Source organism: Actinomadura roseirufa (assembly GCF_900659635.1).
GTDB classification, from domain to species: Bacteria; Actinomycetota; Actinomycetes; order Streptosporangiales; family Streptosporangiaceae; genus Spirillospora; species Spirillospora roseirufa.
This window is the reverse complement of the sequence record NZ_CAACVB010000004.1, coordinates 1-23994: the sequence shown is the minus strand read 5'-3', so window position 1 is coordinate 23994 and position 23994 is coordinate 1. Positions and strand designations below refer to the sequence as shown.

Annotated in this window: 19 protein-coding genes; 12 read left to right on the top strand and 7 right to left on the bottom strand. The window is 72.3% G+C overall.

Annotation, left to right across the window (positions count from 1 at the left end; all coding sequences use genetic code 11):
* Positions 1-559: 559 nt before the first annotated feature.
* Entirely contained in the window at positions 560-1237 is a 678-nt protein-coding gene (locus E1291_RS01560) for a LuxR C-terminal-related transcriptional regulator (protein WP_165494912.1), read from the bottom strand.
* Between the two features lie 522 nt (positions 1238-1759).
* A complete protein-coding gene (locus E1291_RS01555; RefSeq protein WP_131735699.1) occupies positions 1760-2917 on the bottom strand; it encodes an SEL1-like repeat protein in 1158 nt (385 codons plus the stop codon).
* 377 nt (positions 2918-3294) lie between these two features.
* Here E1291_RS01555 and E1291_RS01550 point away from each other — a divergent pair, with 377 nt between their 5' ends.
* Together E1291_RS01550 and E1291_RS01545 are read left to right on the top strand one after the other, a co-directional pair.
* The gene (locus E1291_RS01550; protein WP_131735698.1) at positions 3295-3531 is read left to right on the top strand and encodes a hypothetical protein; all 237 of its coding nucleotides are present in this window, start codon (positions 3295-3297) and stop codon (positions 3529-3531) included.
* Positions 3528-4334, top strand: a complete 807-nt coding sequence (locus E1291_RS01545; RefSeq protein WP_131735697.1) for a hypothetical protein — start codon at positions 3528-3530, stop codon at positions 4332-4334. Before E1291_RS01550 ends, E1291_RS01545 begins: the two co-directional genes overlap by 4 nt.
* A gap of 1730 nt (positions 4335-6064) precedes the next feature.
* Here the strand turns inward: E1291_RS01545 and E1291_RS01540 are convergent.
* A complete protein-coding gene (locus tag E1291_RS01540; RefSeq protein ID WP_131735696.1) occupies positions 6065-6568 on the bottom strand; it encodes a hypothetical protein in 504 nt (167 codons plus the stop codon).
* A gap of 1312 nt (positions 6569-7880) precedes the next feature.
* Between E1291_RS01540 and E1291_RS01535 the strand changes: the two genes are divergently transcribed.
* Positions 7881-8657: an IclR family transcriptional regulator gene (locus tag E1291_RS01535; protein ID WP_131735695.1), complete on the top strand. Its 777-nt coding sequence runs from the start codon at positions 7881-7883 to the stop codon at positions 8655-8657.
* On the opposite strand, the gene E1291_RS01530 is transcribed toward E1291_RS01535, so the two are convergent.
* The gene (locus tag E1291_RS01530) at positions 8635-9483 is read right to left on the bottom strand and encodes an SAM-dependent methyltransferase (RefSeq protein WP_242613876.1); all 849 of its coding nucleotides are present in this window, start codon (positions 9481-9483) and stop codon (positions 8635-8637) included. The genes E1291_RS01535 and E1291_RS01530 overlap by 23 nt on opposite strands.
* Positions 9484-10309: 826 nt before the next feature.
* Between E1291_RS01530 and E1291_RS01525 the strand changes: the two genes are divergently transcribed.
* Entirely contained in the window at positions 10310-11299 is a 990-nt protein-coding gene (locus E1291_RS01525) for a quinone oxidoreductase family protein (RefSeq protein WP_131735694.1), read from the top strand.
* A 265-nt stretch (positions 11300-11564) separates the two neighbouring features.
* Here E1291_RS01525 and E1291_RS01520 read toward each other — a convergent pair whose 3' ends face one another.
* Positions 11565-12365: an IclR family transcriptional regulator gene (locus E1291_RS01520; protein ID WP_131735693.1), complete on the bottom strand. Its 801-nt coding sequence runs from the start codon at positions 12363-12365 to the stop codon at positions 11565-11567.
* A gap of 152 nt (positions 12366-12517) precedes the next feature.
* Between E1291_RS01520 and E1291_RS01515 the strand changes: the two genes are divergently transcribed.
* From E1291_RS01515 to E1291_RS01490, 6 genes are all read left to right on the top strand, one after another.
* On the top strand, positions 12518-13069 hold the full coding sequence (locus E1291_RS01515; RefSeq protein ID WP_131735692.1) for a hypothetical protein: 552 nt from the start codon (positions 12518-12520) through the stop codon (positions 13067-13069).
* On the top strand, positions 13057-13953 hold the full coding sequence (locus tag E1291_RS01510) for an acetaldehyde dehydrogenase (acetylating) (RefSeq protein WP_131735691.1): 897 nt from the start codon (positions 13057-13059) through the stop codon (positions 13951-13953). Before E1291_RS01515 ends, E1291_RS01510 begins: the two co-directional genes overlap by 13 nt.
* Complete coding sequence (gene dmpG, locus E1291_RS01505) at positions 13950-14978, top strand: 4-hydroxy-2-oxovalerate aldolase (protein WP_131735690.1); 1029 nt, start codon at positions 13950-13952, stop codon at positions 14976-14978. The genes E1291_RS01510 and dmpG overlap by 4 nt, the downstream gene beginning before the upstream one ends.
* Before the next feature lie 159 nt (positions 14979-15137).
* Positions 15138-15881, top strand: a complete 744-nt coding sequence (locus tag E1291_RS01500) for a dienelactone hydrolase family protein (RefSeq protein WP_131735689.1) — start codon at positions 15138-15140, stop codon at positions 15879-15881.
* Positions 15882-15900: 19 nt separating this feature from the next.
* Positions 15901-16245 carry a DUF6295 family protein gene (locus E1291_RS01495; protein ID WP_131735688.1) on the top strand — a complete coding sequence of 115 codons (345 nt, stop codon included), beginning with the start codon at positions 15901-15903 and terminating at the stop codon, positions 16243-16245.
* Between the two features lie 170 nt (positions 16246-16415).
* Complete coding sequence (locus tag E1291_RS01490; RefSeq protein ID WP_131735687.1) at positions 16416-17030, top strand: CBS domain-containing protein; 615 nt, start codon at positions 16416-16418, stop codon at positions 17028-17030.
* A gap of 557 nt (positions 17031-17587) precedes the next feature.
* Here the strand turns inward: E1291_RS01490 and E1291_RS01485 are convergent.
* Positions 17588-18070 carry a VOC family protein gene (locus E1291_RS01485; RefSeq protein WP_131735686.1) on the bottom strand — a complete coding sequence of 161 codons (483 nt, stop codon included), beginning with the start codon at positions 18068-18070 and terminating at the stop codon, positions 17588-17590.
* Positions 18071-18371: 301 nt separating this feature from the next.
* Here E1291_RS01485 and E1291_RS01480 point away from each other — a divergent pair, with 301 nt between their 5' ends.
* The gene (locus E1291_RS01480) at positions 18372-19256 is read left to right on the top strand and encodes a TauD/TfdA dioxygenase family protein (protein WP_131735685.1); all 885 of its coding nucleotides are present in this window, start codon (positions 18372-18374) and stop codon (positions 19254-19256) included.
* A gap of 976 nt (positions 19257-20232) precedes the next feature.
* Here E1291_RS01480 and E1291_RS01475 read toward each other — a convergent pair.
* Positions 20233-21219 (bottom strand): DNA polymerase domain-containing protein, encoded by a 987-nt coding sequence (locus tag E1291_RS01475; RefSeq protein ID WP_207400496.1) that lies wholly within the window; start codon positions 21217-21219, stop codon positions 20233-20235.
* 444 nt (positions 21220-21663) lie between these two features.
* Here E1291_RS01475 and E1291_RS01470 point away from each other — a divergent pair.
* On the top strand, positions 21664-23994 hold a 2331-nt coding region (locus E1291_RS01470), incomplete at its 3' end, for an ATP-binding protein (protein WP_242613875.1).

Below are 23994 nucleotides of genomic sequence, written 5' to 3'. Positions count from 1 at the left end.
CGGGACGGCGGGGCACGGCCGCCCCCACGGCCGTCCCCCGCCGCCGGAGGGACGAGCCGAAGCTCCCTCCGGGAAGGGCCCGGCCGCGGCCGGGAAGGTCTGAGCGTGCATCATTTTCGCCATTCACCCCGACAGTTTCATCAATCCCCGTAAAAGCGATTGCCGTCACAGTAATCTGGTTCTCGATCCGCTGTCTTCAATCACGTGTGGATCTTTGAGGGAGACGGGTCCACGAAGCTGGAAAAGCCCCGCCACCTGCGTGGACGAGGGTGATCCCGCCCTCCGCGCGAGCTGGAGAACCCCGCTCGTCCCCTCCACGGACGTTGCCGGACCGATCGCGTTCGCTGCACCGGCGTGGAGCGGATCGACCGGTCAGCGCCCTATTGGCGGCAGGACAGGAAAGCTCCCGGAGAATCTGGAGCAGAGCCGAAGAAAGGTCCACGTCCTCGCCGCTATCACAAAGGAGGCGCAACGAACTTAGCGATGCGCCAAGCGAGAACGGACGAATCCCCGCCCGCCCGTACCCGTCCAACTCCCGCCCAACGCCTGTCCAACACCGTCAACCGCGGACCGTGGATTCTCCCGCGATCAGCCCCTGTCGATAGGCGAAGGCGACAACCTGGGTGCGTCCCGACATTCCTAGCTTGGCGGTTATATGGTGCATATGCGAGCGGACCGTGGCGGTGGAAACGTGCAGCTGTGCGGACACCTCGGCGTCCGACAGACCACTCGACACCAGTTCCAGAACGCGGCGCTCACGGTCACTGAGCATGCTCACCGCCGACGCGCGCACCTCACTGGCGACCGGGACCCGCGACGCCCAGTCGAGCAGGTGCCGGGTCATCGTGGAGGTCAGTACCGCCCCGCCCGCAGCCACCGCGCGGACCGTCCGGACGAGCTCCGACGGCGGGCTCTCCTTGCCCGCCACCCCCCGCACGCCCGCGCGCAACGCGTCCAGCAGGGCGCCCTCGTGCTTGGGCGAGGTCAGGACGATCACGCGCGGTGCGGGCCGTCCCACACTGGGCAGCTCCCGGCCGACGAAGTCCAGAAGATCGGCGCCGGCCAGCGGCAGCCCGACCAGGACCACGTCCGGGCGGTGCTCACGGGCCAGGGAGACCAGGTGGCGGGCACTGCGGGTGTCCCCGACGAGGTCGATGTCGCGCTCGGGCTCCAGGATCGCCCGGACGCCGAGCAGGGTGAGGGTCTGCTGGTCGTAGGCGATCACCCGCACCGCCATGCGACCTCCCACGCCGAACACCCCGTCCGCGAACGCCGCACCACCAGGACACCCCCAGGCACATCCTCGCAACCGCGTGCTGCCCGGACGGTCCCCCGGCCACGGCGCCCGCCGCGCGTCCGGCCGCATGCGGGCGCCTCTCGCGCGTCGCGACCGGCGTCGAGGGGAGCGGCCGGCCGGACGCGGGCGCCGCGCGTGTCGGCGCCCCGTGGGCGGAGGTCGGCTTCCAGCGATGATTTGCAGCACCCTTGATTACCGTATACATGGCCACCGCCGTCCCGGCAATGCACCGGCTCGCCACGGTTCACATAATCCGGCGACGAAAGAATATGCCCGGAAGCGGGCATGTGCGGGAACCGGTTATCCACTTCCGCAGATCATTAAGGAAATGCGCACCGCGCACTCCGGCTTTACCGGTGCTCCCTCACCGCCGGACTCTCGCCACCGGCCCCCTTCACGCGCCGGGCCCCGTTCCGCCCGCGCCCCGGATCCGCTGTGCACGGCGGGTGCGCGCGCCGTCCGTCACCCGCCGGGGTGGCCGAACCGGAACGCGCCGGTGGCCGCGTCGCCGTGGTAGCGGGGCAGCAGGCCGTCCAGCTCGGGTTGCGCGGGTGCGTAGCCGGCGTCGGCGGCCCTGTTGAACAGCAGCATCGCCTCCCACGGCTGCCCGCGCTGCATGCGGTGCAACCCGGCCCGGTAGGCGGCCTCGGCGTGCCCGTTGTCGGCGGCGCGGTCGAAGAACACCGCCGCGGCGTGCGGCTGCCGGGCCGCCTCGTACTCGATGCCGACGTCGAAGGCGGCCTGACCGCGCTTCCAGTAGTAGGGAGGCCACGGATCGGTGCGGGGATCCCACTCGGCGGCGAGGCGGCGGGCCAAGGCGTGCCCAGCGCGCGCGGCACGCTGCAGCCAGTAGAGCGCCTCGTGCGGCCGGTTCTCACAGGCCAGCAGGGTGGCCAGCCGGTAGGCGGGGACGCCCTGGTCGCGTCCCTCGTCGGCCTCGGCATGGCGCAGCAGCCGCAGCCCGGTCCGCCCATAGGACTCGACATAGCGGCGCAGCATCGAGGTCGGTTCGAGCGGCGGCACCCGCAGCCGGGAGCCCTGGTCCCGATAGCCCTCGCGGACGGCCCTCTGCCCGGCGTCCTGCCCCGTCCCATGCCAGGCAACGGGCACAGCACCGGACCGGCCGTCTCCGCCCGCAGGCTCCGGCCCGTCCGCGGGCACGACGGCCGGAGCGGCGAGCGGAGTCCCGGCCGACGCGGCGTCGGCTGCGGCGTCGGCCGTGACATTGACAGTGCCATCGGCTAAGGCATCGAAGGTGCCGTTGACATTGGAATTGAGGCTGGCGCTGCGGGCCGCGAGGTATCGCGCGTGCCACTCGCCGGTGGGGCCGATCCCGGCCGGGTCCAGCCCGTTCTCCGTCGCGGCGACCCGCAGCACCTGCAGGAACGAGGCGATCCAGGGCCAGGGCGGCAGCTTGCCCCGCTTGCCGCTCAGGATGTCGTGGGTGGTGGAGTGGGGCAGGACGAGGATCCGCCGGCCGTCCGAGCGGCCGGACTCGCGGCAGCGTTCCGACAGCGTCTCCAGCCGCTTGTAGGTGGGCGGCCCGGCCCGCTCGAACGCGGCCCGAAGCTCGCCGATGAAGTCGTGCAGCGCCGCGCCGGCGCTGGTGTCATCAGGCATCGTCGGCCCGATCACTTTCCGTGGGTCGATGATCTAGGGGGTCCGGCGGAAACATGCTCCCACCGCCCAACAAGCCTTTCTGTCAAATCTGACACATCTGGTAGCGCTCGTTCCGGTCGGTCCGTTCCGCTCCTCGAATTCCACCGCGCCACGGGTGCCATCGGGCGGATACCGGCCCGTACCCACGAGAACCCGGACCACGCTGGACCGGGGCGGACACCGGCGGACGCGGCCGGATGGATCCGGATGAGACCGGACGGCCCGTCCCCTCGGACTGCGATATCCGGTCTCATCCGCTTTTCTCCGGAAATCTCCGTACGACTCCGGGTGACCGGCAACGGACCTCACCAACCGGCACAGCCCCGCATATTCCTGGCATGACCACGTCGACGCGGCCCTCGCCGGGCTCCGCCGGCGCCTGGGCGGCCGGGGGCGTCCCCGTCGCCCGGCCGCCCCGCACCGATGACGACCTCATCGCCTGCACCCTGATCACCCTGTGGGCGCTCGCCACCGGCCGCACCCCGCCGTACGCCGTCCCACCCGCGCGGCTCGGCGAACAGGAGCTGATCGACTTCTGGTCAGATCCCGTCTTCGAGGAGGTCCGCCGACCATGACCGTCTCACCCGCCGGTTCGCCCACCGGCTCCCCCGCGGGTTCGCCCGCCGTCTTTCCCGCCGTTCTCCCCACCGGTCTCCCCATCGGCCTCGCCGGACCGCACGCCGGGCGCGCGTTCGAGTCGGTGCCCGGCCGCCCGCTCGTCCCGCCGGGCGGCCGGCCGCTCGACCAGGGCCTCCAGCCCGCGGCGCCGCTCCCGCCCGCGGGCCAGGGCATCGGGGAGTTCCCGCTTCTGGCCGTCGACATCGCGGCGTTCGGTGACCCCCGCCGCGACGACGAGGTCCAGCTCCACCTGCGCCGGACGCTGTACGGCCACCTGGAGGAGGCGTTCGGCATGACCCGGCTGCCATGGCCGGGCTGCTACCGCGAGGACCGCGGCGACGGCGCGCTCATCGTCGTCCCGCCGCAGGTCGACCCCGGCGACCTGCTGGCACCGCTCGCGCACCACCTGACCGCCGTCCTGCGCCGCTCCAACAAGATGGCCAGCGACACCGCCCACCTGCGGGTGCGGCTCGCGGTGCACCTCGGCGGCGTCCACCATGACGACAACGGCCTGGCCGGGCACGCCCTGCTGCACCTATTCCGGCTGCTGGAGGCCCCGGCGTTCAAACGCGCCCTGCACGCCTCCGGCGGCGACGTCGGGGTGATCGTCTCCGAGCACCTGCACACCGTCGCGCGGGCGCGCGGCGGGTTCTTCGACCCCGCGGCCTACCGCCCGCTGAAGGTGCGCAGCAAGGAGACCCGGACGCGCGCCTGGCTGTGGCTGCCCACCACCGGGCGCCCGGCCGAAGCACCCGGCTGAGCGTCGGGGCCCCGTCGGGTCGTCACGACGAACCGGCCCGGGTACCGCGCCGAGCAGAAGTCCGCAATGACCGACGTCCTCGACGAGGCGTTAAAGCGGGCGCCGGAGGACGACGGAGTCCCGGGGGGCGTAGTGGCCGGGACCGTCCTCCTCACCGACCACGACATCGGCACGCCAGAGCGCGACGCGGCCCGGAACGTCCCCGCCGCGCCGGGCTCTGGTGCAACCACGCCGACAAGCCGGGGCCAGGTGCCGCGCCGCCCGGAAGCCGCAGTTCACCCTGGGGAGGTGCCGGCGAGGGGAGATCCCCAAGCCGACCGTTTCCTCAGGGGACGTGCGTCGCGGACGGGCGGACACCGGCCTCGGCGTACGACCCGATCGTGACCGCCGCCGACGCGTTCTTCACCGACCCGGTGATGCGGATGGAGACCCCAGCGGCTCGCCGCGTCCCGCACCCCGTATGCCGGGCCGGGCCGAGTCGACCGGGTGAACGCCCCGCAGCCAACCAGGCCGAGGGCTTTCAAAGGCCCGCACACGACCTGCTCGCCCGCGTCGCGACGGTGAGTCGCTGGCGTCGTTCACCGTCTTCGACACGCTGGCCGCGGTTCGGCGACCCGGTCGACGAACCCCAAGCCGTCGAACACCAGGCCGCCCACGCCACCCAGCCGACGGCGGACCTGATCGTCCTGGCGGCGAGAGTGTCCGCAGGAGGCTGCCCACCGCCGAGGAGCTGACGGCGCTCGCCCGCGAGCGCTCGGCCTCCCCCAACGTCCCGCCGCCCCGACGCTTCACACACAACCCGCCCCCCGCACGTCACTTCCAAGATCATCAGCCGCCAGGTGGACGCCACCGCGCCGCCCGTCCACTGAGAGCGCCGCTTTTACCACGGCTTACCGCCCGGCGGGCGTTCCGTCTAGGTCAGCAATTTCCCTTTTCTTCATCAAGGCTTCTTTACTCCGGAGACCGACTCCAAAAGAGGCCGTTTGCCGGACGCCGCATCGGCGGCCCGGCACCGTGAGCGCCACGCCGGAGCGAGGGAATCGAGGGTCACCATCATGATCTTGTGGGACGAGGAAGGAGACCCTCAGAAATGACAGACACGGGCCGCGATGGAGAACCGCCGAGCTCGACCAATACCCATCCGGTCTCATCCAGCAACCCGTCCAGCATGATCCGCGAGACCGCCTCCACCCCAGGCGGAACCGTTCCCTCGCCGTCCCGTCAGGGTCACCCGCCCCAGCGTCGGACCGTCCGGGGAGATGCGATTCCCCTGGTCGAGCGCAACGCCCTCCCCGCCGGGTTGCTGACGCTGACCTGGACCAAGAGGTGCCCGGCCAGCCGCTCCACCCGATCCCGTCCACCAGCACGACGCCCCCTGGCGTCCGCGTCTCCACCACACGCCCAGAGGCGCGGTCCCCGACCGCCGGTCCCGCGCCACCTGGTCCCCTGCCTCATCACGTCGCTAGCCGAAGACGCCAGAACCAGCGCCATCACCCGCAGGTCAGTCGGATGGAACTCCCGGCCGTTCATGTGTCCCCCATCAGTGCCGCACCACAGCGTCCGCACCCCCGATGCCCGCGCCATGCACGGCGCGGCTCTCCAATGCGTCCCCCTGAGGGCGGGACGTGTCCCCGGCTCCTCACACACCGCGCGGCCCCCACCACCGGCGACCGCACGGACCAGCGGAACGGCATCGGCCAAACCCGCAGGTCCCGTACCCGGCGGACGCGTCACAACGACCCATGCACGACGGCGTCCTCCTCGCCGGGTCGCTTCAGCTGGGCGGAGACCAGCTGGGCGGCGAGCCAGGCCGACGACGTCAACGGCGCGGCCGTGGCGCTCACCGGCCCGCCGTGCTCCATAGCCCGCTCCCGTACTGCCGTGAGCAGGCCAGACGCCTCATCCAGCGCCCCATGCGCGTACCAGCACCCCGACCGGCTCGATGTCCGGCACCCTGCGACCTCGTCAGGCTTCTCCGCATACCCGACGGCCGCCCGCAGGCTCGCCTCAGCCGCCGTGAGATCACCTCTGCCCCGCCTCCCTGCGCGGGGCTGCTCGTTCAGCGGCAGGATGTGCGTGTCACGCAGCTCGCGGATGTACCGACCAGACTCCGCAGCCCGCTCCACCGTCCGGTGCCGTTCCAGCGCGGGCGCCGGGTCGCCGACGTGCAGGTATGACGTGCCGAGCGCATCGGTGAACGCCGACGTTCCTTGCTCGTGGCCTGCGGCGCGCACCAGCGCCCCGCCCGCTCGCAGCAGCGCGGGTGCCTCTCGAAGCCGGCCTCGTCCAGCTGCCCCGCCATCGCGCTCACGAACGCGTGCTCGTTCTGCGCCTGCGCCCGTTCCAGCACTGGGTCGGGCGCATCCACCCTCGTGCCGAGAAGCCGCCCGGCCTTCCGCCACCGCCCCCTGATCAGCCATGGTGTGCGCCTTTCGAGCGCGAGCCGCAGGGCGTCAGCGGCGCGCCCGATCCCCAGCGCGTTCCAGGGCGTCCCGCAGGTTCGGCCACTCTTCGGAGACCCTGCGCACCGCGTCCGCCGACGCGAGGTGGTCGGCCCCCCACACTTGGAGCCAAGCTCCATGCCAGATACCGGACTTGGACGCATCCTCCTTGCTCACTCGCCAGCGGGTAGTCGCGGACGATCTCCAGCATCCCGAACCGCCGCCACCTCGCTCGGCCGTCCACGCTGAGCAGCTGCGACCGTCCGACTCGATGATCGCGGGATGGCACCGGGATCCGGCGGCGGGACGGCGCCGGCCCCCGCCCCTCACATCCCCTGCTGCCACGGTCTCGGCGACCTCCAGCCCCCACGGCCCCCGTGACGAGGTACTCGGCATCGTCCAGGACGAGCGGCTCCCGTCAAGCGCGCCAGCGCAGGCCGTGACGGGATCGACGAGCGCCCGGCGCAGTCCCGGGAGCCGTCCCTTGGGCCTCTACCATCCGCCCCGGGCGAGCGCGGGACCAGCAGGCAGGCCGGCCGGTCACTCGTTCAGCGGATGCTCGGTGCACAGTCCGGCCGGGCTTGTCGCCTACCCGCGCCGACGAACCCGCCTCCGGATCCCCTTTGGGAGGCTCGACCAGCGGGTTCAGGCAGGCGCCCTTGTCCTACGCCGGACGGGACGCACGTCAGCGAGCCCCCGCCCCAGTCCCAGCGCAGCCACGGCCGCACGGCCGATCCGGAGGCAAGCTCCGAATCTTCACGACCGCGCCGGACGACCGCCGGGCGACCATATGCGTCCCCCTGAGGCACGGCCGAATCCGCCCGCGGCCCGCGGAGCCACCTTCTCCGAAGCATGGACGAAGGCAACCGCCCGCGCCATCCGCGGTCCGCTCAACGGAACAGATCATCCGGGCCGATAATTAATAGCCGGCAAGGTATGTGAACGTGAGATATTGACCGCCGCCATGGTCGGCAGTGGGCGTCCGTGGTAAGTCCCGCAACAGTAGGGGTTCACCCGGATACCGTTCTTCCTCCGCGTGTGGCATTTTGGAGCCTCGGAGAAAGCCGTCCTGCAACTCGGCTGTCCGTTGGCATGGGGGTGCGGCATGAATCGGGCCCGGAGCGAGAGCACATTGAAGACCGGCACGGGACGCGGAGTGCTGGAGGGGGCGTTCCTTCTGCTCGAGGAACTGGCCCAGGCCGACGAGGCCGGCCTGACCCAGCTGTCCTCGGCGACCGGCCTGCCCAAGTCGACCACGCACCGGCTGCTCGACCAGCTGGTCGCCGTCGGCGCGGTGCATCGCGGCGACCGCGGCCGCTACCGGGTCGGCGCGCGGGCGTTCCGCCTCGGTCAGATGTGGACTCCGGCGCCCGTCCTGCGGACCGCCGCCGCGCGCCCGGCCCGCCAGCTCGCCGCCGCCATCGGCGAAAGCGTCAGCGTCGCCGTCATGAACGGCCCCGACGCCCTCGTCGTCACGGGCGTGATGGGCCCCGCCGACGAGGTGTGGTCGCTGCGCCCCGGCGTCGTTCTCCCCTCCGCCAGCGCCGCCGAGATCGCGATCAAGGCGACCCGGCCGCGGGCCGAGGCCCCCGGCGACCACTCCAGGCCCGACTGGGCCCGCCGCGTGACCAGCGCCCGCGACCTCGGCGTCGCCTACGACTACGAGAACGTCCTGCCGCCGCTCGCCTGCGTCGCCGCGCCCGTCCACGACCCCACCGGCGCCACCGTCGCCGCGATCGCGGCCGTCGTCATGGACAGCCGCCGCCTGGCGTCGCTGACCGACGCCGTCCGGGGCACCGCGGACCGGATCAGCGCCAACCTGACCCGTATCCCCGGCGCGGGCCGTGCCCTGCGCCTGCTCAGCGACCCCGACCCCGTCTGACCGGCCGGCGCAGGACGCCGCCGTACTCGCAGAAGTCCCGCCCCAGCCTGGACGCTCCGACGAAAGGCGCCAGCTCCTCCGGGACCGGCGCGAGCGGCGGCTGATCCGGATCGGGCCGCCAGTCCACCACGTTGACCAGCCCGGGCTCGACGGGCTCCAGCCCCTTGAGAAGCTCGTCGATCTCCCCGCGGGTCCGGTTCCGCCAGGGGATGCCCGCCGCGCTCATCCGCGCGTCCAGATCCGCGCCCCGGTCGGCGTCGGAGCACACGATCTGCGAGAACGCCAGGCGACTCCCGTCCGCGGCCCGATCCAGGACGGTGCGCAGCACCCGCCGCGGATCGTCCGCGTCGACCAGATGGTGCCCCACCGACAGGTACAGCACCGCCAGCGGCTCCTCGAAGTCGATCATCTTCTCCATCTCCGGATGGGCGAGTACCCCCTCCGGATCACGGAAATCGGCCGTGATCACGACCGTGGACCCGTCTCCCGCCAGCAACGCCCGCGCGTGCGCCAGCACCACGGGGTCGATATCGACGTAGACCACCCGCACGTCCGGGGCGAACCGCTTCGCCACCTGATGCACGTTGTCATCGGTGGGCAACCCGCACCCCATGTCGATGAACTGCCGGATCCCTGCTCCAACCAGGTACCGCACCGCCCGGTACAGGAACAGCCGGTTCTGCCGGGTGATGTCGATCGCCTCGGGGAACGCGGGAGCCGTCCTCAGCGCAAAGTCCCGGTCGACCTGATAGTTGTCCTTACCGCCCAATGCCCACCCGTACACCCGCGCCGACGCAGGCCGCATCGCATCGAGTTCGTCGTCCACTACAACCTACCCCTCATATAGTCAAGGTCACAGTAACCGTCTCCTCCCCCACTCACACCCGAATCCCGCACATCCCATGCCAATGGCGAAAAGGCGCCCGCCTCTCGACCTTGCCGCCGAGAATGTCGACCATCCGCCTCCCATCCACTCCACATAAATACCCACGCCTTTCCGGCCGCTCTGCCGAGCACGCCCTCCTCGGCACCGCATCAACGACCACCGAGACGTCCCCGGACGAGGGACGGAGCCCGATCAACCCGGTCCGTCCACCGGAAAAGACCACGGGGAAGCCTCAGCACATCACCAAAGATGCACAACCATACTCAGCCAAAAGACCCCCACAACAGCCAAGACCGCAGCCACTCTCTCCCGAGAGCAACATCCAGCCCCAGAGCAGCCAACACCACTGAGAAAATCGAACGCCAATATCCCAATCCAGCGAGAAAAATCCCCCGCAACCTGGGCTGTGATCTTCCCTTAGGGCAGGACTCCATTGGGAACGCATACCCGTAGATCAGGCCAGGGTATTCAGCCGATGCGCCCGGCTGACCGGCCACGAACTCAACAACGTCCCATAGTCGGTTCCGCCGGTCGGTGGCCAAACAGGACGACGAACACCGAGGCCCTGTGCACGCCGACGGGCGCGCCCAGCGGGCCTCGCCTACCCAACCGGTCGTGGGCCCGGGGGGTGGTGACGCCCGAGGCCGGGGGTGGAACCGAGCGGGGAGCGAAGGGCTTGGCCAGGGATTACGCCTCGTCCGGCGGGGAATCGTCGGCGTTCGGACCGGGTTGTGGTGCTCTAGAACTGATCATCGTGAGGAGCGAGATGCGCGCTGCCGTCGTCAAGGTGCCGGGTCCGGCCGAGTCCCTTGAGATCACCGAGGTTCCGGACGTCGCCCCGGCGGAGGGTGAGGTGTCGATCGACGTGGAGTTCGCCGGAGTCGGGTTCGTGGACACCCTGTTCCGTTCCGGCGCGTTCGGGTTGCAGACGCCGTTCGTGCCGGGGATCGAGGTCTCCGGCCGCATCCGCGCCGTGGGCACCGGTGTGACGGGGTTCGCGGTGGGCCAGCCGGTGGGGGCTCTGCTCAACGATTTCGGCCGAGGTGCCCGGGCCGGCGGATACGCCGAGATCGCCGTCGCTCATGCATCGATGACGGTCCCCCTTCCAGCGGACGCCGACCTCGCGCGCGTCGCAGGCGTCCTGGTCAACGGTGTGACCGCCTGGATGGCGTTGCACGATCTGGCCCGCCTCCGTGTCGATGACGACGTCCTGGTACTGGGGGCGAGCGGTGGCCTCGGCGGCATCGTCAGCCACCTCGCCGCGCAGCACCCGGTCCGGCGGGTGATCGGCGTCGTCGGGAGCGACGCCAGACGCGCATCCGCACCGGACGAGTGCACCGACGTGATCGTCGGAGCCGATCTCCTCGCGCGCGTCGATGAGCTGACCGATGGCCGCGGCGTCGATGTCGTCGTCGACCCGGTCGGCGGCGAACTCCGCACCCAGGCGTTCGACCGGCTCGCGCCCTTCGGACGGCTCCTCGTCCTCGGCAACGCCAGCGGCCAGGACCGCTCGCTGTCGGGCGACGCCGCCTTCTACGGCACCCGGCAGGTCATGGGCTTCAGCCTGGGAGGAGTCGCTCACCTCGTCCCCGATCAGGTCCGGACGGCCCTGGCGGCTGTTGTCAGCCTGACGCACCGCGGCGTGCTCCGCGAGCCCGCCCCGTCCGTCGTCCCGCTGAGCAACGTGGCCGAGGTCCACCACGCCCTGGAAACCCGCTCCGCGCCTCCCAAGACGGTGCTGGCTCTCCAAGCCTGATGGGCGTGAGCGGTTCGCGATGATGCGTGTACTCGCGACACGGATGCCGCTCCACCCACACTGGGATCGCAGAGGCGACCACCGTCCGCGATGAAATCCGTCCGGAGGAAGTGGTACGGAACGCGCTGGCGGTCAGGCGCAAGGAATCCCTCGCGGCGAGACCACGGACCAGCGCCACAAGGATGTGATCGGTTCATCGGCCGGACGGCCGATGAACCGACGGCAGCGTCCAATTCCGCTCTCTGCACGGTGCGTACGAGGCCGGTCAAGGGTGCGAGCTCCCAGGTGAGCGACCCTGGGGTGGGCTTGCGTGAGATGAAGCCGCTAGGACGCGCGAGAGTGTGAGGGCGGCGGTGTGGACGGCCGGGGCGACGGAGGCCAGGCGCATCCGGGACGACCGGCCCGACACCGACAGGGCGCCCAGTGCCTCCCCATCGGGGCCGAGGACGGGGCTGGCGGCGCAGACGATGCCGTGGCCGGACTCCTCCCGGTCGTAGGCGACCCTCTCCTCGCGGATCCTGGCGAGCTCCCGGGCGAGCAGGCCGGGTGCGATGACGCTGCGGTCGCTCGTCCTGACGAGTTCGGCGTCCAGGACGGCGCGCACGACCTCCGGCGGGGAGAAGGCCAGGATCGCCTTGCCGACCCCGGTCACGTGGGCGGGGAGCCGCCCGCCGACCTGGGAGGGCATCGGCGGGCCGCCGGGCGAGCCGAGGATCTCCACGTAGACGACCTCGCTCCCCTCCAGGACCGCTAGGTGGACGGTCTGCCGGGTCGCCTCCCGCAGGTCGGACATATAGGGCGCGGCCGCGTCGCGCAGCACCCGCTGGCGGGGCACTCGCTGGCCGATCTCGAACAGCTTCAGCCCGAGCCGGACGCGCGGGCCCTGCCGCTCCAGCAGTCCCGCCTCGACCAGATCCAGCGCGATCCGGTGCGCGGTCGACTTGGGCAGGCCGCTGCGGCGGGCCAGTTCCGCCGCGCCGAGGCCGTCGTCGTCCGCCCGGAAGGCGTTCAGGACCGCGACGGCGCGGCGCAGGAAGGAGCCGGTCTCAGCGGAGTCGGACGGCATGGACCCACTGTAAAGCGCCGCCGGACGAGCCGTCCCGCCAGGTGGGACGCGTTCGTTGCCGCGGGCACGCACCTCGCGCGAGGCTCAACCGGCTAGTCATTTTCAACCGGCCCAGTCGTTGTCAAGCAGCTCAGTGAGCTTAGAGCGGCGCAGTGAACTTCAACCGGCTCAGTCGTTTTCGGCCGCGCGCGGTCAGTTTCTACGGCGAGCGGGGCAGGCAAGAAGGGAGCAACATGGATCCTGGTTCCGTTAGGAAGGCCGTGGGCGCGTTGATCGATGCGCACGCGACCGGTGCTCCCCTCTCGCCCCCGACAACGACGTTCTCCGACAGGTCGGTCGTCGACGCCTCTGCCGTCCAGCGCGTGCAACTGCGGGCATGGACCACCGGAGAGGCGCGGATCAAGCGCGACAAGGCCGGGCTGACCTCGGCAAAGACAGAACGCCGCCCCGTCGTGGACGCGCCAGGCATGCCTCTGGACACGATGCCCGTTCCGGAGAACGCGGCGATCGGTGCCGGCCGCTTCCTGTGGTCGCGGGTCACGCCTGGCACGGACGGCGGCGTGCTGGAGAGCTGGCACGGCGTGCTGTCCGGCTCGATCGCCGCATCCGTCCCGGTCGCGCAGGGAAAGGCGGGCGCCGCGGCGTTCGCCGGCATGGGTTCGGTCACCGCACCGTTCGGAGAGGAGAAGCCGTGGGCAAGCTGAGCGCGGCCATCGTCGGTCCCGGCAACATCGGTACGGACCTGCTGGTCAAGCTGCTGCGCAGCGACCTGGTCGAGGTGCATTCGATGGTCGGGGTTGACCCGGCGTCGGACGGGCTGGCCCGCGCCCGCGAGCTGGGCGTGCCCGCCTCGGCGGAGGGCGTGGACTGGCTGCTGGCGCGGCCCGACCCACCCGACCTCGTGTTCGAGGCCACCTCCGCCAAGGCGCACCTCGCCAACGCGCCGCGCTATGCGGAGGCGGGCATCACCGCCGTGGACCTCACCCCCGCCGCCGCCGGGCCGTTCGTGTGCCCGCCGGTGAACCTGGACACGCTGTCGGACGCCCCCAACCTCAACATGATCACGTGTGGGGGGCAGGCGACGATCCCGATCGTGCACGCGGTGTCGTCGGTGGTACCGGTGCCCTACGCCGAGATCGTCGCCTCGATCGCGTCCCGCTCGGCCGGGCCCGGCACCCGCGCCAACATCGACGAGTTCACCGAGACCACGGCCCGCGCGATCGAGAGCGTCGGCGGCGCGGCGCGGGGCAAGGCGATCATCATCCTGAACCCGGTCAGCCCACCGATGATCATGCGGGACACGGTCTTCTGCGCGATCCCGGACGACGCGGACACGGCCGCGATCGCCGCGTCCATCGAGCGGATGGTCGCCGAGGTCGCCGCCTACGTCCCCGGCTACACGCTGCGCGCCGAGCCGCAGTTCGACGAGCCCCGCGACATCTGGAACGGGATGGCCCGCGTCGCGGTGTTCCTGGAGGTCCGCGGGAACGGCGACCACCTGCCGCCGTGGGCCGGCAACCTCGACATCATGACCGCGGCCGCCGCCCGGGTGGGCGAGCGGCTCGCGGGCGGGAAGGCGGCCTCGTGACCGGCCAGGACAAGATCAGGATCACCGACTCGACGCTGCGGGACGGCAGCCACGCGATGGCGCACCGCTTCACGGAGGGGCAGGTCCGCGGCGTCGTGCACGCCCTGGACCGCGCCGGAGTGGAGGTCATCGAGGTCACCCACGGCGACGGGCTCGGCGGCTCGTCCTTCAACTACGGCTTCTCGCTCGAGGACGACATCACGCTGGTCGCCGCCGCCGTGGACGAGGCGGAGCGCGCGAAGATCGCCGTCCTGCTGCTGCCGGGCCTCGGCACCGTGGCGGACCTGCGCCGGGCCCATGACGCGGGCGCCTCGGTCGCCCGGATCGCCACGCACTGCACCGAGGCGGACGTGTCGCTGCAGCACTTCGCCGCCGCCCGCGACCTCGGCATGGAGACCGTCGGCTTCCTGATGCTCTCGCACCGGGTCGGTCCCGCGGAGCTGGCGCGGCAGGCGCGGATCATGGTGGACGGCGGCGCGGAGTGCGTGTACGTCGTCGACTCCGCGGGCGCGCTCGTCCTCGGCGACGCGCAGGAGCGGATCAGCGCGCTGGTCGAGGAGATCGGGCATGAGGCGCAGGTCGGTTTCCACGGTCACCAGAACCTCTCGCTGGGCGTCGCCAACTCCGTCCTGGCGCAGCAGAACGGCGCCCGGCAGATCGACGGGGCGCTGTGCGCGCTCGGCGCGGGGGCGGGCAACTCCCCCACCGAGGTGCTCGTCGCGACGTTCGAGCGGCTCGGCGTGCCCACCGGCGTGGACGTGCAGGGCGCGCTGGCCGCCGCCGACGAGGTGGTCAAGCCGTTCCTGGACCGGCTGCCGTTCGCCGACCGGGGCGCGATCACCCAGGGGTACGCGGGCGTGTACTCCAGCTTCCTGCTGCACGCCGAGCGCGCGGCGGAGCGTTACGGCGTCCCCGCGCACGAGATCCTGCAGAAGGTCGGCGAGGCGGGGTACGTCGGGGGTCAGGAGGACATGATCATCGACGTGGCGCTGGAGCTCGCCGCCGAGCGGGAGCGGGCGAGCTGACCCGGCGGGCCGGGGACGGGACACACGGGCGGCGCGCCTGGAGCCGGCGGGCCGTTCGCGTGCCGCCGACGCCCTAAGGTGTCCCCGTGGTGGCCCTTTCCGTCCCTCCCGGGGTGGCTCGTCCGCCAACGCACGAGCCTGAAGGAGAAGGGTCCACGCATGAGCGACGCGATGTGGGCCGGGACGGTCTCGGTCCGCGGGCACGCCGGATTCGACCTGGAGGCGTACCTGGCACGGCCGCTCGGCGACGCCCCGCGCGGCGGCGTGGTGGTGATCCACCACATGCCCGGCCATGACGAGCCCACCAAGGAGATCGTCCGCACGTTCGCCGCGCACGGCTACGCGGCGGTGTCCCCGAACCTGTTCTCCCGGGAGGGCGCCGGGATGAGCCCGGACGACCAGGCCGCCGCCGCGCGCGCCAAGGGCGGCGTGCCGGACGAGCAGGTGGTGGGCGACGTCGCCGGATCCGCCACCCACCTGAACTCGCTCGAGCACTCCAACGGCAGGATCGGGGTCATCGGCTTCTGCTCCGGCGGCCGCCAGGCGTTCCTCTCCGCCTGCTCACTGGAGATCGACGCCGCCGTGGACTGCTACGGCGCGTTCGTGGTGAACGAGCCGCCCGCGGACTTCCCGGTCCGGCTCACCCCGGTCGTCGGCCGAGCCCACCGGCTGTCGTGCCCGCTGCTCGGCCTGTTCGGCGAGGACGACCGGTCCCCCGCCCCGGACGAGGTCGCGGCGCTGGACGCCGAGCTGACCCGGCTGGGCAAGGAGCACGAGTTCCACAGCTACGCGGGCGCCGGGCACGCGTTCTTCGCCGTCGACCGGCCCGCCTACCGTCCCGCCGCCGCGCGGGACGGATGGCGGCGCGTGCTCGGCTTCCTCGGCCGCCACCTCGCGACCTGACCGAACCCAGGAGATCCTCGTGTGCACCTACCGCACCCACAAGGTGGAGCTCGACGGCGCGGCCAAGGGCGCGTCCGGCTGGTTCACGGTGACCGGCGGGGCGGTCTACGTCGACCACCCCTTCCACGCCTGCCGTGAACACACGGTGAACATCGACTTCACCAACACGGCCGAGGGCCCGTCGGCGCGGGCCGCGGTCGAGCTGACCGAGGAGTCGGCGCTCGCCCTGATCGAGGCGATCCGCGAGGCCCTGGCCTCGGCACCGCCGGGTCTCGCGTCCGCCGCGGGCCCGGCGCCCGCGGCGGACCACCGCGAATCCGGCCCAACGGCCGGCCCCGTGATCGGCCCGGTGACGGGCCTGTGATCAGCCCGGCGAACGGCCCTGTGACCTGCTTGGCGACCGGCTCGGCCGGGTGATCGACGGAGTGACCGGCCGGGTGATCGGCGCCGTGTCCGACCGGGGCGCCCGGTGACGCGCATATCCCCGGCCGGGCGTGGGGAGATGAGACGGGGAGGCGAGCGAAGGAGAACGCCATGCCGGTTCGCAAGGCCCTGCTGGTCCGAGAGGCCATGACGTCCCCGGTCGTCACGATCCCGGCTTCGGCCACCGTCCGGCAGGCCGTCCGCGTCCTGTACGAGCACGACGTCGCCGCGCTGCCCGTCGTCGAGGCGGGGCTGCTGGTCGGGGTCGCCGGCGAGCTCGACCTGCTGCGCGGCGCGCTGGGGGCCGACCCGGGGGCGTTCGCGTGCTCGGCCGCCGCACCCGGAGGACCGGCTCCGCGGCGCGTCGGGGACGTCATGATCCGTGAGGTCGAGACCGCCCGGCCGGACGGCGACGTCGCCGGGCTCGCGGAGCTGATGATGAAGACCGGGCTGCCGGGCGTGCCCGTGCTGGACGGCCCCGACATCGTCGGGATGGTCGGCCGGCGCGACCTGGTGGCCGTGCTGGCGGGCGGCGACGCCCGCGTCCGCGACGACGTGCTCGCCGCGCTCGCCGAGTACGGCCCGGACGGACCGGGCTGGGAGGTCTCGGTCGACGGCGGCGTCGTGGAACTGCGCGGCAGGGCGGACGCGCAGGCCCGGCGGGTCGCGGACATGCTCGTCCGCGCCGTGCCCGGCGTCACCGGCGTCACGATGCGCGACAGCTGACCACAATCTTGACCGCAGCAACGTAACCCGATCCCCAGGCTCGCCTGGGGGTCCGCTGCGTTGACCGCGATCCCGGCCCAGGAGTCTCGCCTGGCGGCGCACTGTAAGCACTCCAATCCGAGCCCACAGCGCCCGCGTAGGCCCTAGCTCCGCGACCAACCTTGAGCGACATGGTCCTGGACGAGCGTCTCTAGGGTGATCCCGCCTTGGACGAGCACATCTCGGACCAACGCGTCCCGGACCAACGCGTCTCGCACGAGCGCGTCCCAGAGGAACGCGTCTCGCACGAGCACGTCCCAGATGAACGCGTCTCGGACGAGCCACGCCCCGCATTAGGTCCCGCTCGGACGAATGCGTCTCGGGTGAGCCCGCCTTGGACGAGCCTCTCTCGAACGAACGCGTCTCGGGTGAGCCCGACTCGGACGAGCCCCTCTCGTGCGAGCGCGTCTTGGGTGGGCGTGGCAGCGCTTCGTGATCTGACCCCCGGCGGGGCTCGGGTTCAGACTGCCCCGCCGGGCGGGTGACCCGCCCGCGAAACGGGCTCTTCTAGACCGGTTCTAGGCGCCCCTGTACGCCTGCTCCAGCGCGGCGATGTCCAGCTTGCCCATCGACAGCATCGCCCGGGTGGCGCGGGCGGCCTTCTCCTGGTCCGGATCGGCGACCATGTCTGTGAGGACCTTGGGGATGACCTGCCAGGACACGCCGTACTTGTCCTTGAGCCAGCCGCACTGGGACTCCTCGCCGCCGCCCTCGAGCAGGGCGCTCCAGTGGTAGTCGACCTCCTCCTGGTCGTCGCAGAAGATCTGGAACGAGATGGACTCGTTGAACGTGAACTGCGGGCCGCCGTTCAGGCCGACGAACTTCTGCCCGTTGATCGTGAACTCGACGACCAGCACCGATCCGGCCGGGCCGGGGCCCGCCTCGGTGGTGCGGCCGATCCGGCCGAGTCGGGAGTTCTTGAAGATCGAGACGTAGTGGTGCGCGGCCTCCTCGGCCTGGCCGTCGAACCACAGGCACGTCGTGAATCCGTCGCTGGTCATCGGTACCTCCCCGGTGGTGGGCGTCCTCCTTCTCCTTGGATGGAGACCTTCCCCGGCCCGGGAACTCATCGCACCTCAAACCACACGCACGTCAAACCACGCGCACGTCAAACCACGCGCACGCAAAGCACGTGTGCGCGAGGTACTCGCACACAAAGCACCCGCCCGCGATGTCCATCGCGCCCGATGCACTCGATGTACCTAACTTAACTGGTAGGAATTATTGCATATATGCCCGTCCCGTGATGTTCTGTGGGCACCCGTTCCGCCGGAAAGAGCCCACCATTGGAAGGGAAGCCCCATGTCAGACCCCCGGCCGCTCGGCGGCCGGCTCGGCGCCGAGTACAGCGGCGCCGACCCGAACGCCCTGCCCCTCGACGCGCTCAACGCGGCGCTGCTCAAGCACAAGGTGCTGGTGTTCCGCGACGCGGGTCTCGACGAGGAGGGCCAGCTGCGCTTCGCCGCGCGGTTCGGCGCCCTCACCCGGGCGCACCCGACCGTCCCGTCGGTCGAGGGCAGGCCCGACATCCTTCCGGTGGACGGCGCGGAGGGCATCCGCTCCAACACCTGGCACACCGACGTGTCCTTCGTGCGGACGCCGCCGAAGCTGAGCACGCTGCGGGCCCTGGTCGTCCCGCCGCACGGGGGGAACACGCTGATCGCCAGTTCGGCCGCCGCCTACCGGGACCTGCCGCGGCAGTTGCGGGACTTCGCCGACCGGCTGTGGGCCGAGCACACCAACGACCACGACTACGCGCTGCCCCGCGTCAACGCCGAGAAGGCCGCCGAGTACCGCAGGCGGTTCGTGTCCCGCCGCTACCGGACGGCGCACCCGGTCGTCCGCGTGCATCCGGAGACCCGCGAGCGGGGACTGTTCATCGGCGGCTTCGCACAGAAGATCGTGGGACTGTCCGGGACCGAGTCGCGCGACATCCTCAGGCTGTTCCAGGCGTACGTCACCCGTCCGGAGAACATCCTGCGCGTGCAGTGGAACCCGGGGGACCTCGTCCTGTTCGACAACCGCATCACCCAGCACTACGCGCCTGACGACTATGGCGACCAGGCGCGCGTCCTGCACCGGGTCACGGTCGCGGGCGACGCACCGTTCGGTGTCACCGGGGACGCCAGCTACATCATCGAGGGCGACGAGGCCGCGCACTACACCCCGGTCCTAGCCACCGTGTAGCCGACCCCGTGCAACCAACCCCGTGTAGCTGGCTCCGCGTAACCGGCTTTGCATAACTGATTTTGCATAACCGGTTCCGCGTAGCCGACTCCCTCTAGCCAGCTTCGCGCAACCGGCTCCCTGTAACCGGCTTCAGGTCCCCGGTTCCGTGTAACCAGCTTCATGTAGCCGGTTCGTGTAACCGGCCGGACGAGACCACGCGGGCCGGCCGCTGGGGGCGGCCCGCCGCCACGGACCGGCCGCGGGCAGGGCGGCGCCGGGGCCACCCTGCCCGCGGCCGGTCACCCCACGAGGAGCGCGTCGAGCCGGTCAACCGCCGACCGCGAGCGCAGGTACAGCCCGACACACGCCGGATCATCACACCCGGGGGGCATTGCATTTGGGGGGCCACACCCGGGAGCACCGCACCCCGGACACCGCACCCGAGGGCACCGCACCCCGGGGGGCACCGCACCCGAGGGCATCACACCCCGGGGGGAGCACCGCCCCGGTGGCATCGCGCGCGGGGTATCGCACGTCCAGTCTCCTGGGACGCGTTCCCCTCTCCGCCCGCCACCTCCGGACTCGCTATCGCTCCCCGCACGTCCTCGCGCCCTCGCGCCCTCGCGCCCTCGCGCCCGGAAGCGTGGGCGGTATCCGGTGCGGCGTCACAGGGGCGCCGCGATGAGGCCCCGCCGTCCGACGGGCTGTCCAGCGGACCGACGGCGGCGACCGGCCCGTTCGCCCTGCCGCAAGGCCGCCGTTCCATTTCCCGGACACCCCGCTGAAACAGCCGAAAAGGCGAGCTGGGCACGCCCTAGGTCGGACGTATGGGGCCCGGCCGTCGCGCGAGCGGGCGACCTGACCGGCGGGGCAATGCCGAAGGCGAGCCCCGCCGGGAAGATCGCGAAGCGATTCGCGCTCGCACAAGCACGGTCAAGGAGCGAGCCGCCAGGCGAGCCCTTGGGCCGGGCTTGCATTGAACACAGCACCGCTGTTAGCTCTGCGGGTCGTCCGGGGCCTGCTTGGATCGGAGGTTGGCGCGGCGTTTGCCCTCGTGCATGGCCTGCACTCGGGCGACCGGGATCGTGTGTCCTTCGGCGACCAGGTCGGTGGGCAGTGGCTGCGGCGGCGGCATCAGCTCCGTCCACGGGTCGCGGCCGGCGAGCAGCCGGGGCACGGTGTGGAGCGTGAAGGCGCCCGGCCCAGCCCCGTCCGACCCGACCCTGTCGAGCTCGTCCCAGGGGACGGGGAAGGACACGGGGGCGCCCGGCCGGACGCGCGGGCTGTAGGCGGCGACGACCGTGGCGCTTCCGGCACGCGTCGAGTCGAGGAACACGCGGCCGCCACGGTCCTCGCGGATGAACGCCGTCGTGGCGAGCGCCGGGTCGAGGCGCTCGGCGCGGGCCGCGAGCGCGCGGGTGGCGGCCGCGGCGTCCTCGGTGGCCGCACGGCCGTCCAGCGGGACGAACACGTGCACGCCTTTGGCGCCGCTGGTCTTGACCGCGCCGTCCAGGCCCGCGTCGGCGAGGGCGCGGCGGACGAGCCGCGCGGCGGCGACGGCCGCGCCGAACGCGGCTCCGTCCGGCGGGTCGATGTCGAGGACGAGGTGGGTGGGACGGCCGGGCGCGTCCGCGCGGGCGAGCGGCGAGTGGTACTCGACGGCGCGCTGGTTGGCGAACCAGAGCAGCGTCCGGCGGTCGTCGCACAGCGCGTAGGAGACCGCGCGGCGGGAGGTCTCGGCCCAGACCTCGACCGTCCGCATCCAGGGCGGCGGGTTGCGGACGTTCTTCTGCATGAAGGGCTTCTGCCCGCGCAGGACCCGCACCACCGACAGGGGACGGCCCGCCAGGTGCGGGACGAACCGGTCCGCGACGGCGTCGAGGTAGTCGACCAGGTCGCGCTTGGTCGCCTCCGCCCCGGCGAACAGCGGCTGGTCGAGGTTGGTCAGCGGCACTCCGTCCCGCTCGTCATCGACGCTCACGATCCCAGCTTCGCACGCCCCTCCGACATGCGGCCGACGGCGGGGGTGACCGTGGGTGGCAGCGACCGCTGAGGGTGGCCCCCGGGGGCCGCTGGGGGCCACCGGAGAGGCGACCGCTCCGGGGGGCGACCACCGGAGAAGCGACCGTCCGGGGGGTGGCCGCCGGGGGGTGACCGCCGGGGGGTGACCGCCTGAGAGGCGACCGCCGGGGGGTGACATTTGAGGGGTGACCGTTGAGGGCGGTGACCGCGGCGGGGAGTGACGGTGGGCGTCAGGGGTGGGAGCGACCGAGGGGGCCAACGGTGGGGAGCGACCAGGGGGCCAGCGGAGGAGGCAAAGGTGGTGAGCGAGGGAAGGCCAGCGGAGGGGAGCGCCGCTAGGGAGGCAGGCGGTGCCAAGGTTGCGCCTGTGCGCATGGTCCGCGTGAGCTGGCATTCTTGAAGCGTGGACGCTCACGTGACCAGCCCGGTGCTCGTCGGGCGCGCGCGGGAATCGGGTGAGCTCGACGCCGCCTTCCGCGCCGCCCGGGACGGCGCGCCTTCGGCGGTGCTGCTCGGCGGCGAGGCCGGCATCGGCAAGACGCGGCTGCTCGGTGCCTTCGGCGCGCGGGCGCGGGCCGAGGGCGCGCGGGTCCTTGTCGGGGGCTGCATGGAGCTCGGTGCCGAGGGGCTTCCGTTCGCGCCGTTCACCGCCGCCCTCCGTGCGCTCGTCCGGGAGATCGGGGTGGACGGGGTGCGCGGCCTGCTGCCCGCCGGGTCCGGCGCCGAGCTCGGCCGGCTGCTGCCCGACTTCGGGGACTGCGACGACGCCTTCACCGGCGAGGCCAGGGCGCGGCTGTTCGAGCTGGTCCTCACGCTGCTGGAGCGGCTGGCCGCCGAGGGTCCCGTCGTGCTGGCCGTCGAGGACGCGCACTGGGCCGACCGGTCCACCCGCGACCTGCTGACCTTCCTCGTCCGCAACCTCGGTGACGGCGTGCCGCTGCTGCTGATCGCGACCTACCGGACCGACGAGCTGCACCGCGCGCATCCGCTCCGGCCGCTGCTCACCGACCTCGGCCGTGACGAGCGGGTGCGCCGGGTCGAGGTGGCGCGGCTCGGCCGTGACGAGGTGAGCGAGCTGGTGCGCGGCATCCTCGGCGCGGGCTGGACGGCCCGCGCCGCGGACGAGGCGTTCGCGCGCAGTGAGGGCAACCCCTTGTTCGTGGAGGCGCTGGTCGGCTCCGGCGGCGGATCCGACCTGCCGGAGTCGCTGCGCGACCTGCTGCTCGGCGCCGTCCAGCGGCTGCCGGAGGAGACCCAGGAGGTCCTGCGGGTGGCCTCCGGTGGCGGCGCGCGCATCGAGCACGAGCTGCTGGCCGCGGTCGCCGGGCTGGACGAGCGGGCGCTGACCCGGGATCTGCGTCCCGCCGTGGCGGCCAACACGCTGGTGGTGGACGGGGACGGGTACGCGTTCCGGCACGCGCTGATCCGCGAGGCCGTCCATGACGACCTGCTGCCCGGCGAGCGCTCCCGGCTGCACGCCCGGTACGCGGCGGTGCTGGAGGAGCGCCCGGACCTAGTGCCGGAGCGGCGGTTCGCGGTGACGCTGGCCTACCACTGGCACGCGGCGCACGACGTCGTCCGGGCGCTGACCGCCGCGTGGCGCGCCGTCCACGAGACCGGCAGGGCGCTCGCCTACGCCGAGTCGCTGCGGATGGCGTCGCGCGTGCTGGAGCTGTGGGACCGGGTGCCGGACGCGGCGCACCGGATCGGCGCCGGGCACGCCGAGGTGCTGGAGCAGGCCGTCCTGCTGGCCGATCTCAGCGGCGAGCTGGAGACGGGGTTGCGGCTGGCCACCGCGGCGCTGGCCGAGCCGGGCGACGACCCCGAGCGCACCGCCCGGCTGTACGAGCGGCGCGGGCTGATGCGGATGCGGCTGGGCCGCGACGAGGCGATCGAGGATTTGCGCGCTGCGGTGCGGGCCGTTCCCGCCGACCCGCCGAGCCGGACCCGCTCGCGGGTGCTGGCGACGCTGGCGCAGCAGGCCATCTGCCTGCCCGGCACGCAGGACGAGGCGCGGGAGGCGGAGGCGGAGGCGCTCGCGGTCGCGCGCGCCGTCGGGGACGCGCAGACCGAGGTCGTCCTCGGCCTGCGCGGCGCCGGGGAGGAATTGCTGGCCGGCGGCACCCTGGAGACCTACCTGGCGCACGTCGAGGAGGTCGAGCTGACCTGGCGGGGGGAGTTCGAGCCGCTGCTGCGCGCCCTCATCAACCGGTCGGACGTGCTGGAGATGTACGGGCGGCACCAGGAGGCCGCGGACGCGGCCGCGCGGGGCGTCGTCCAGGCCGGGCGGTACGGCGTGGCGCGGACCACCGGGACGTTCTTCGCCTTCAACACCGCCGAGCCGTTGATCTCCCTCGGCCGCTGGGACGAGGCGCTCGCGGTGATCGCCCGCGCCCTCGCCGAGGACCCGCCGGACGTCATCCGGGGCAGCCTGGTCTTCCTCGCGGGCGGTGTCGCGGCCGCGCGCGGCGACCTGGCGAAGGCCGCGGCGGACGCGGCGGCCTCGCGGGGGCTCATCGCGCACGGCGCGGTCCGCCGGGCGCAGGACCTGTTCCCCGTCTGCCGGCTGGAGGCACTGATCGCCCTAGAGCGGGGGAACCCGGCCGGGGCCCTGAAGGCGCTCGCCCCCGTGCTGGACGATCCGGGCGTAGCCCTGCTCGCGCAGACGCGGCCAGGCGGCGCTCGTGACGAGGAACGAGCCGCGCAGGTGGACGGCGATGACCGCGTCGAACTC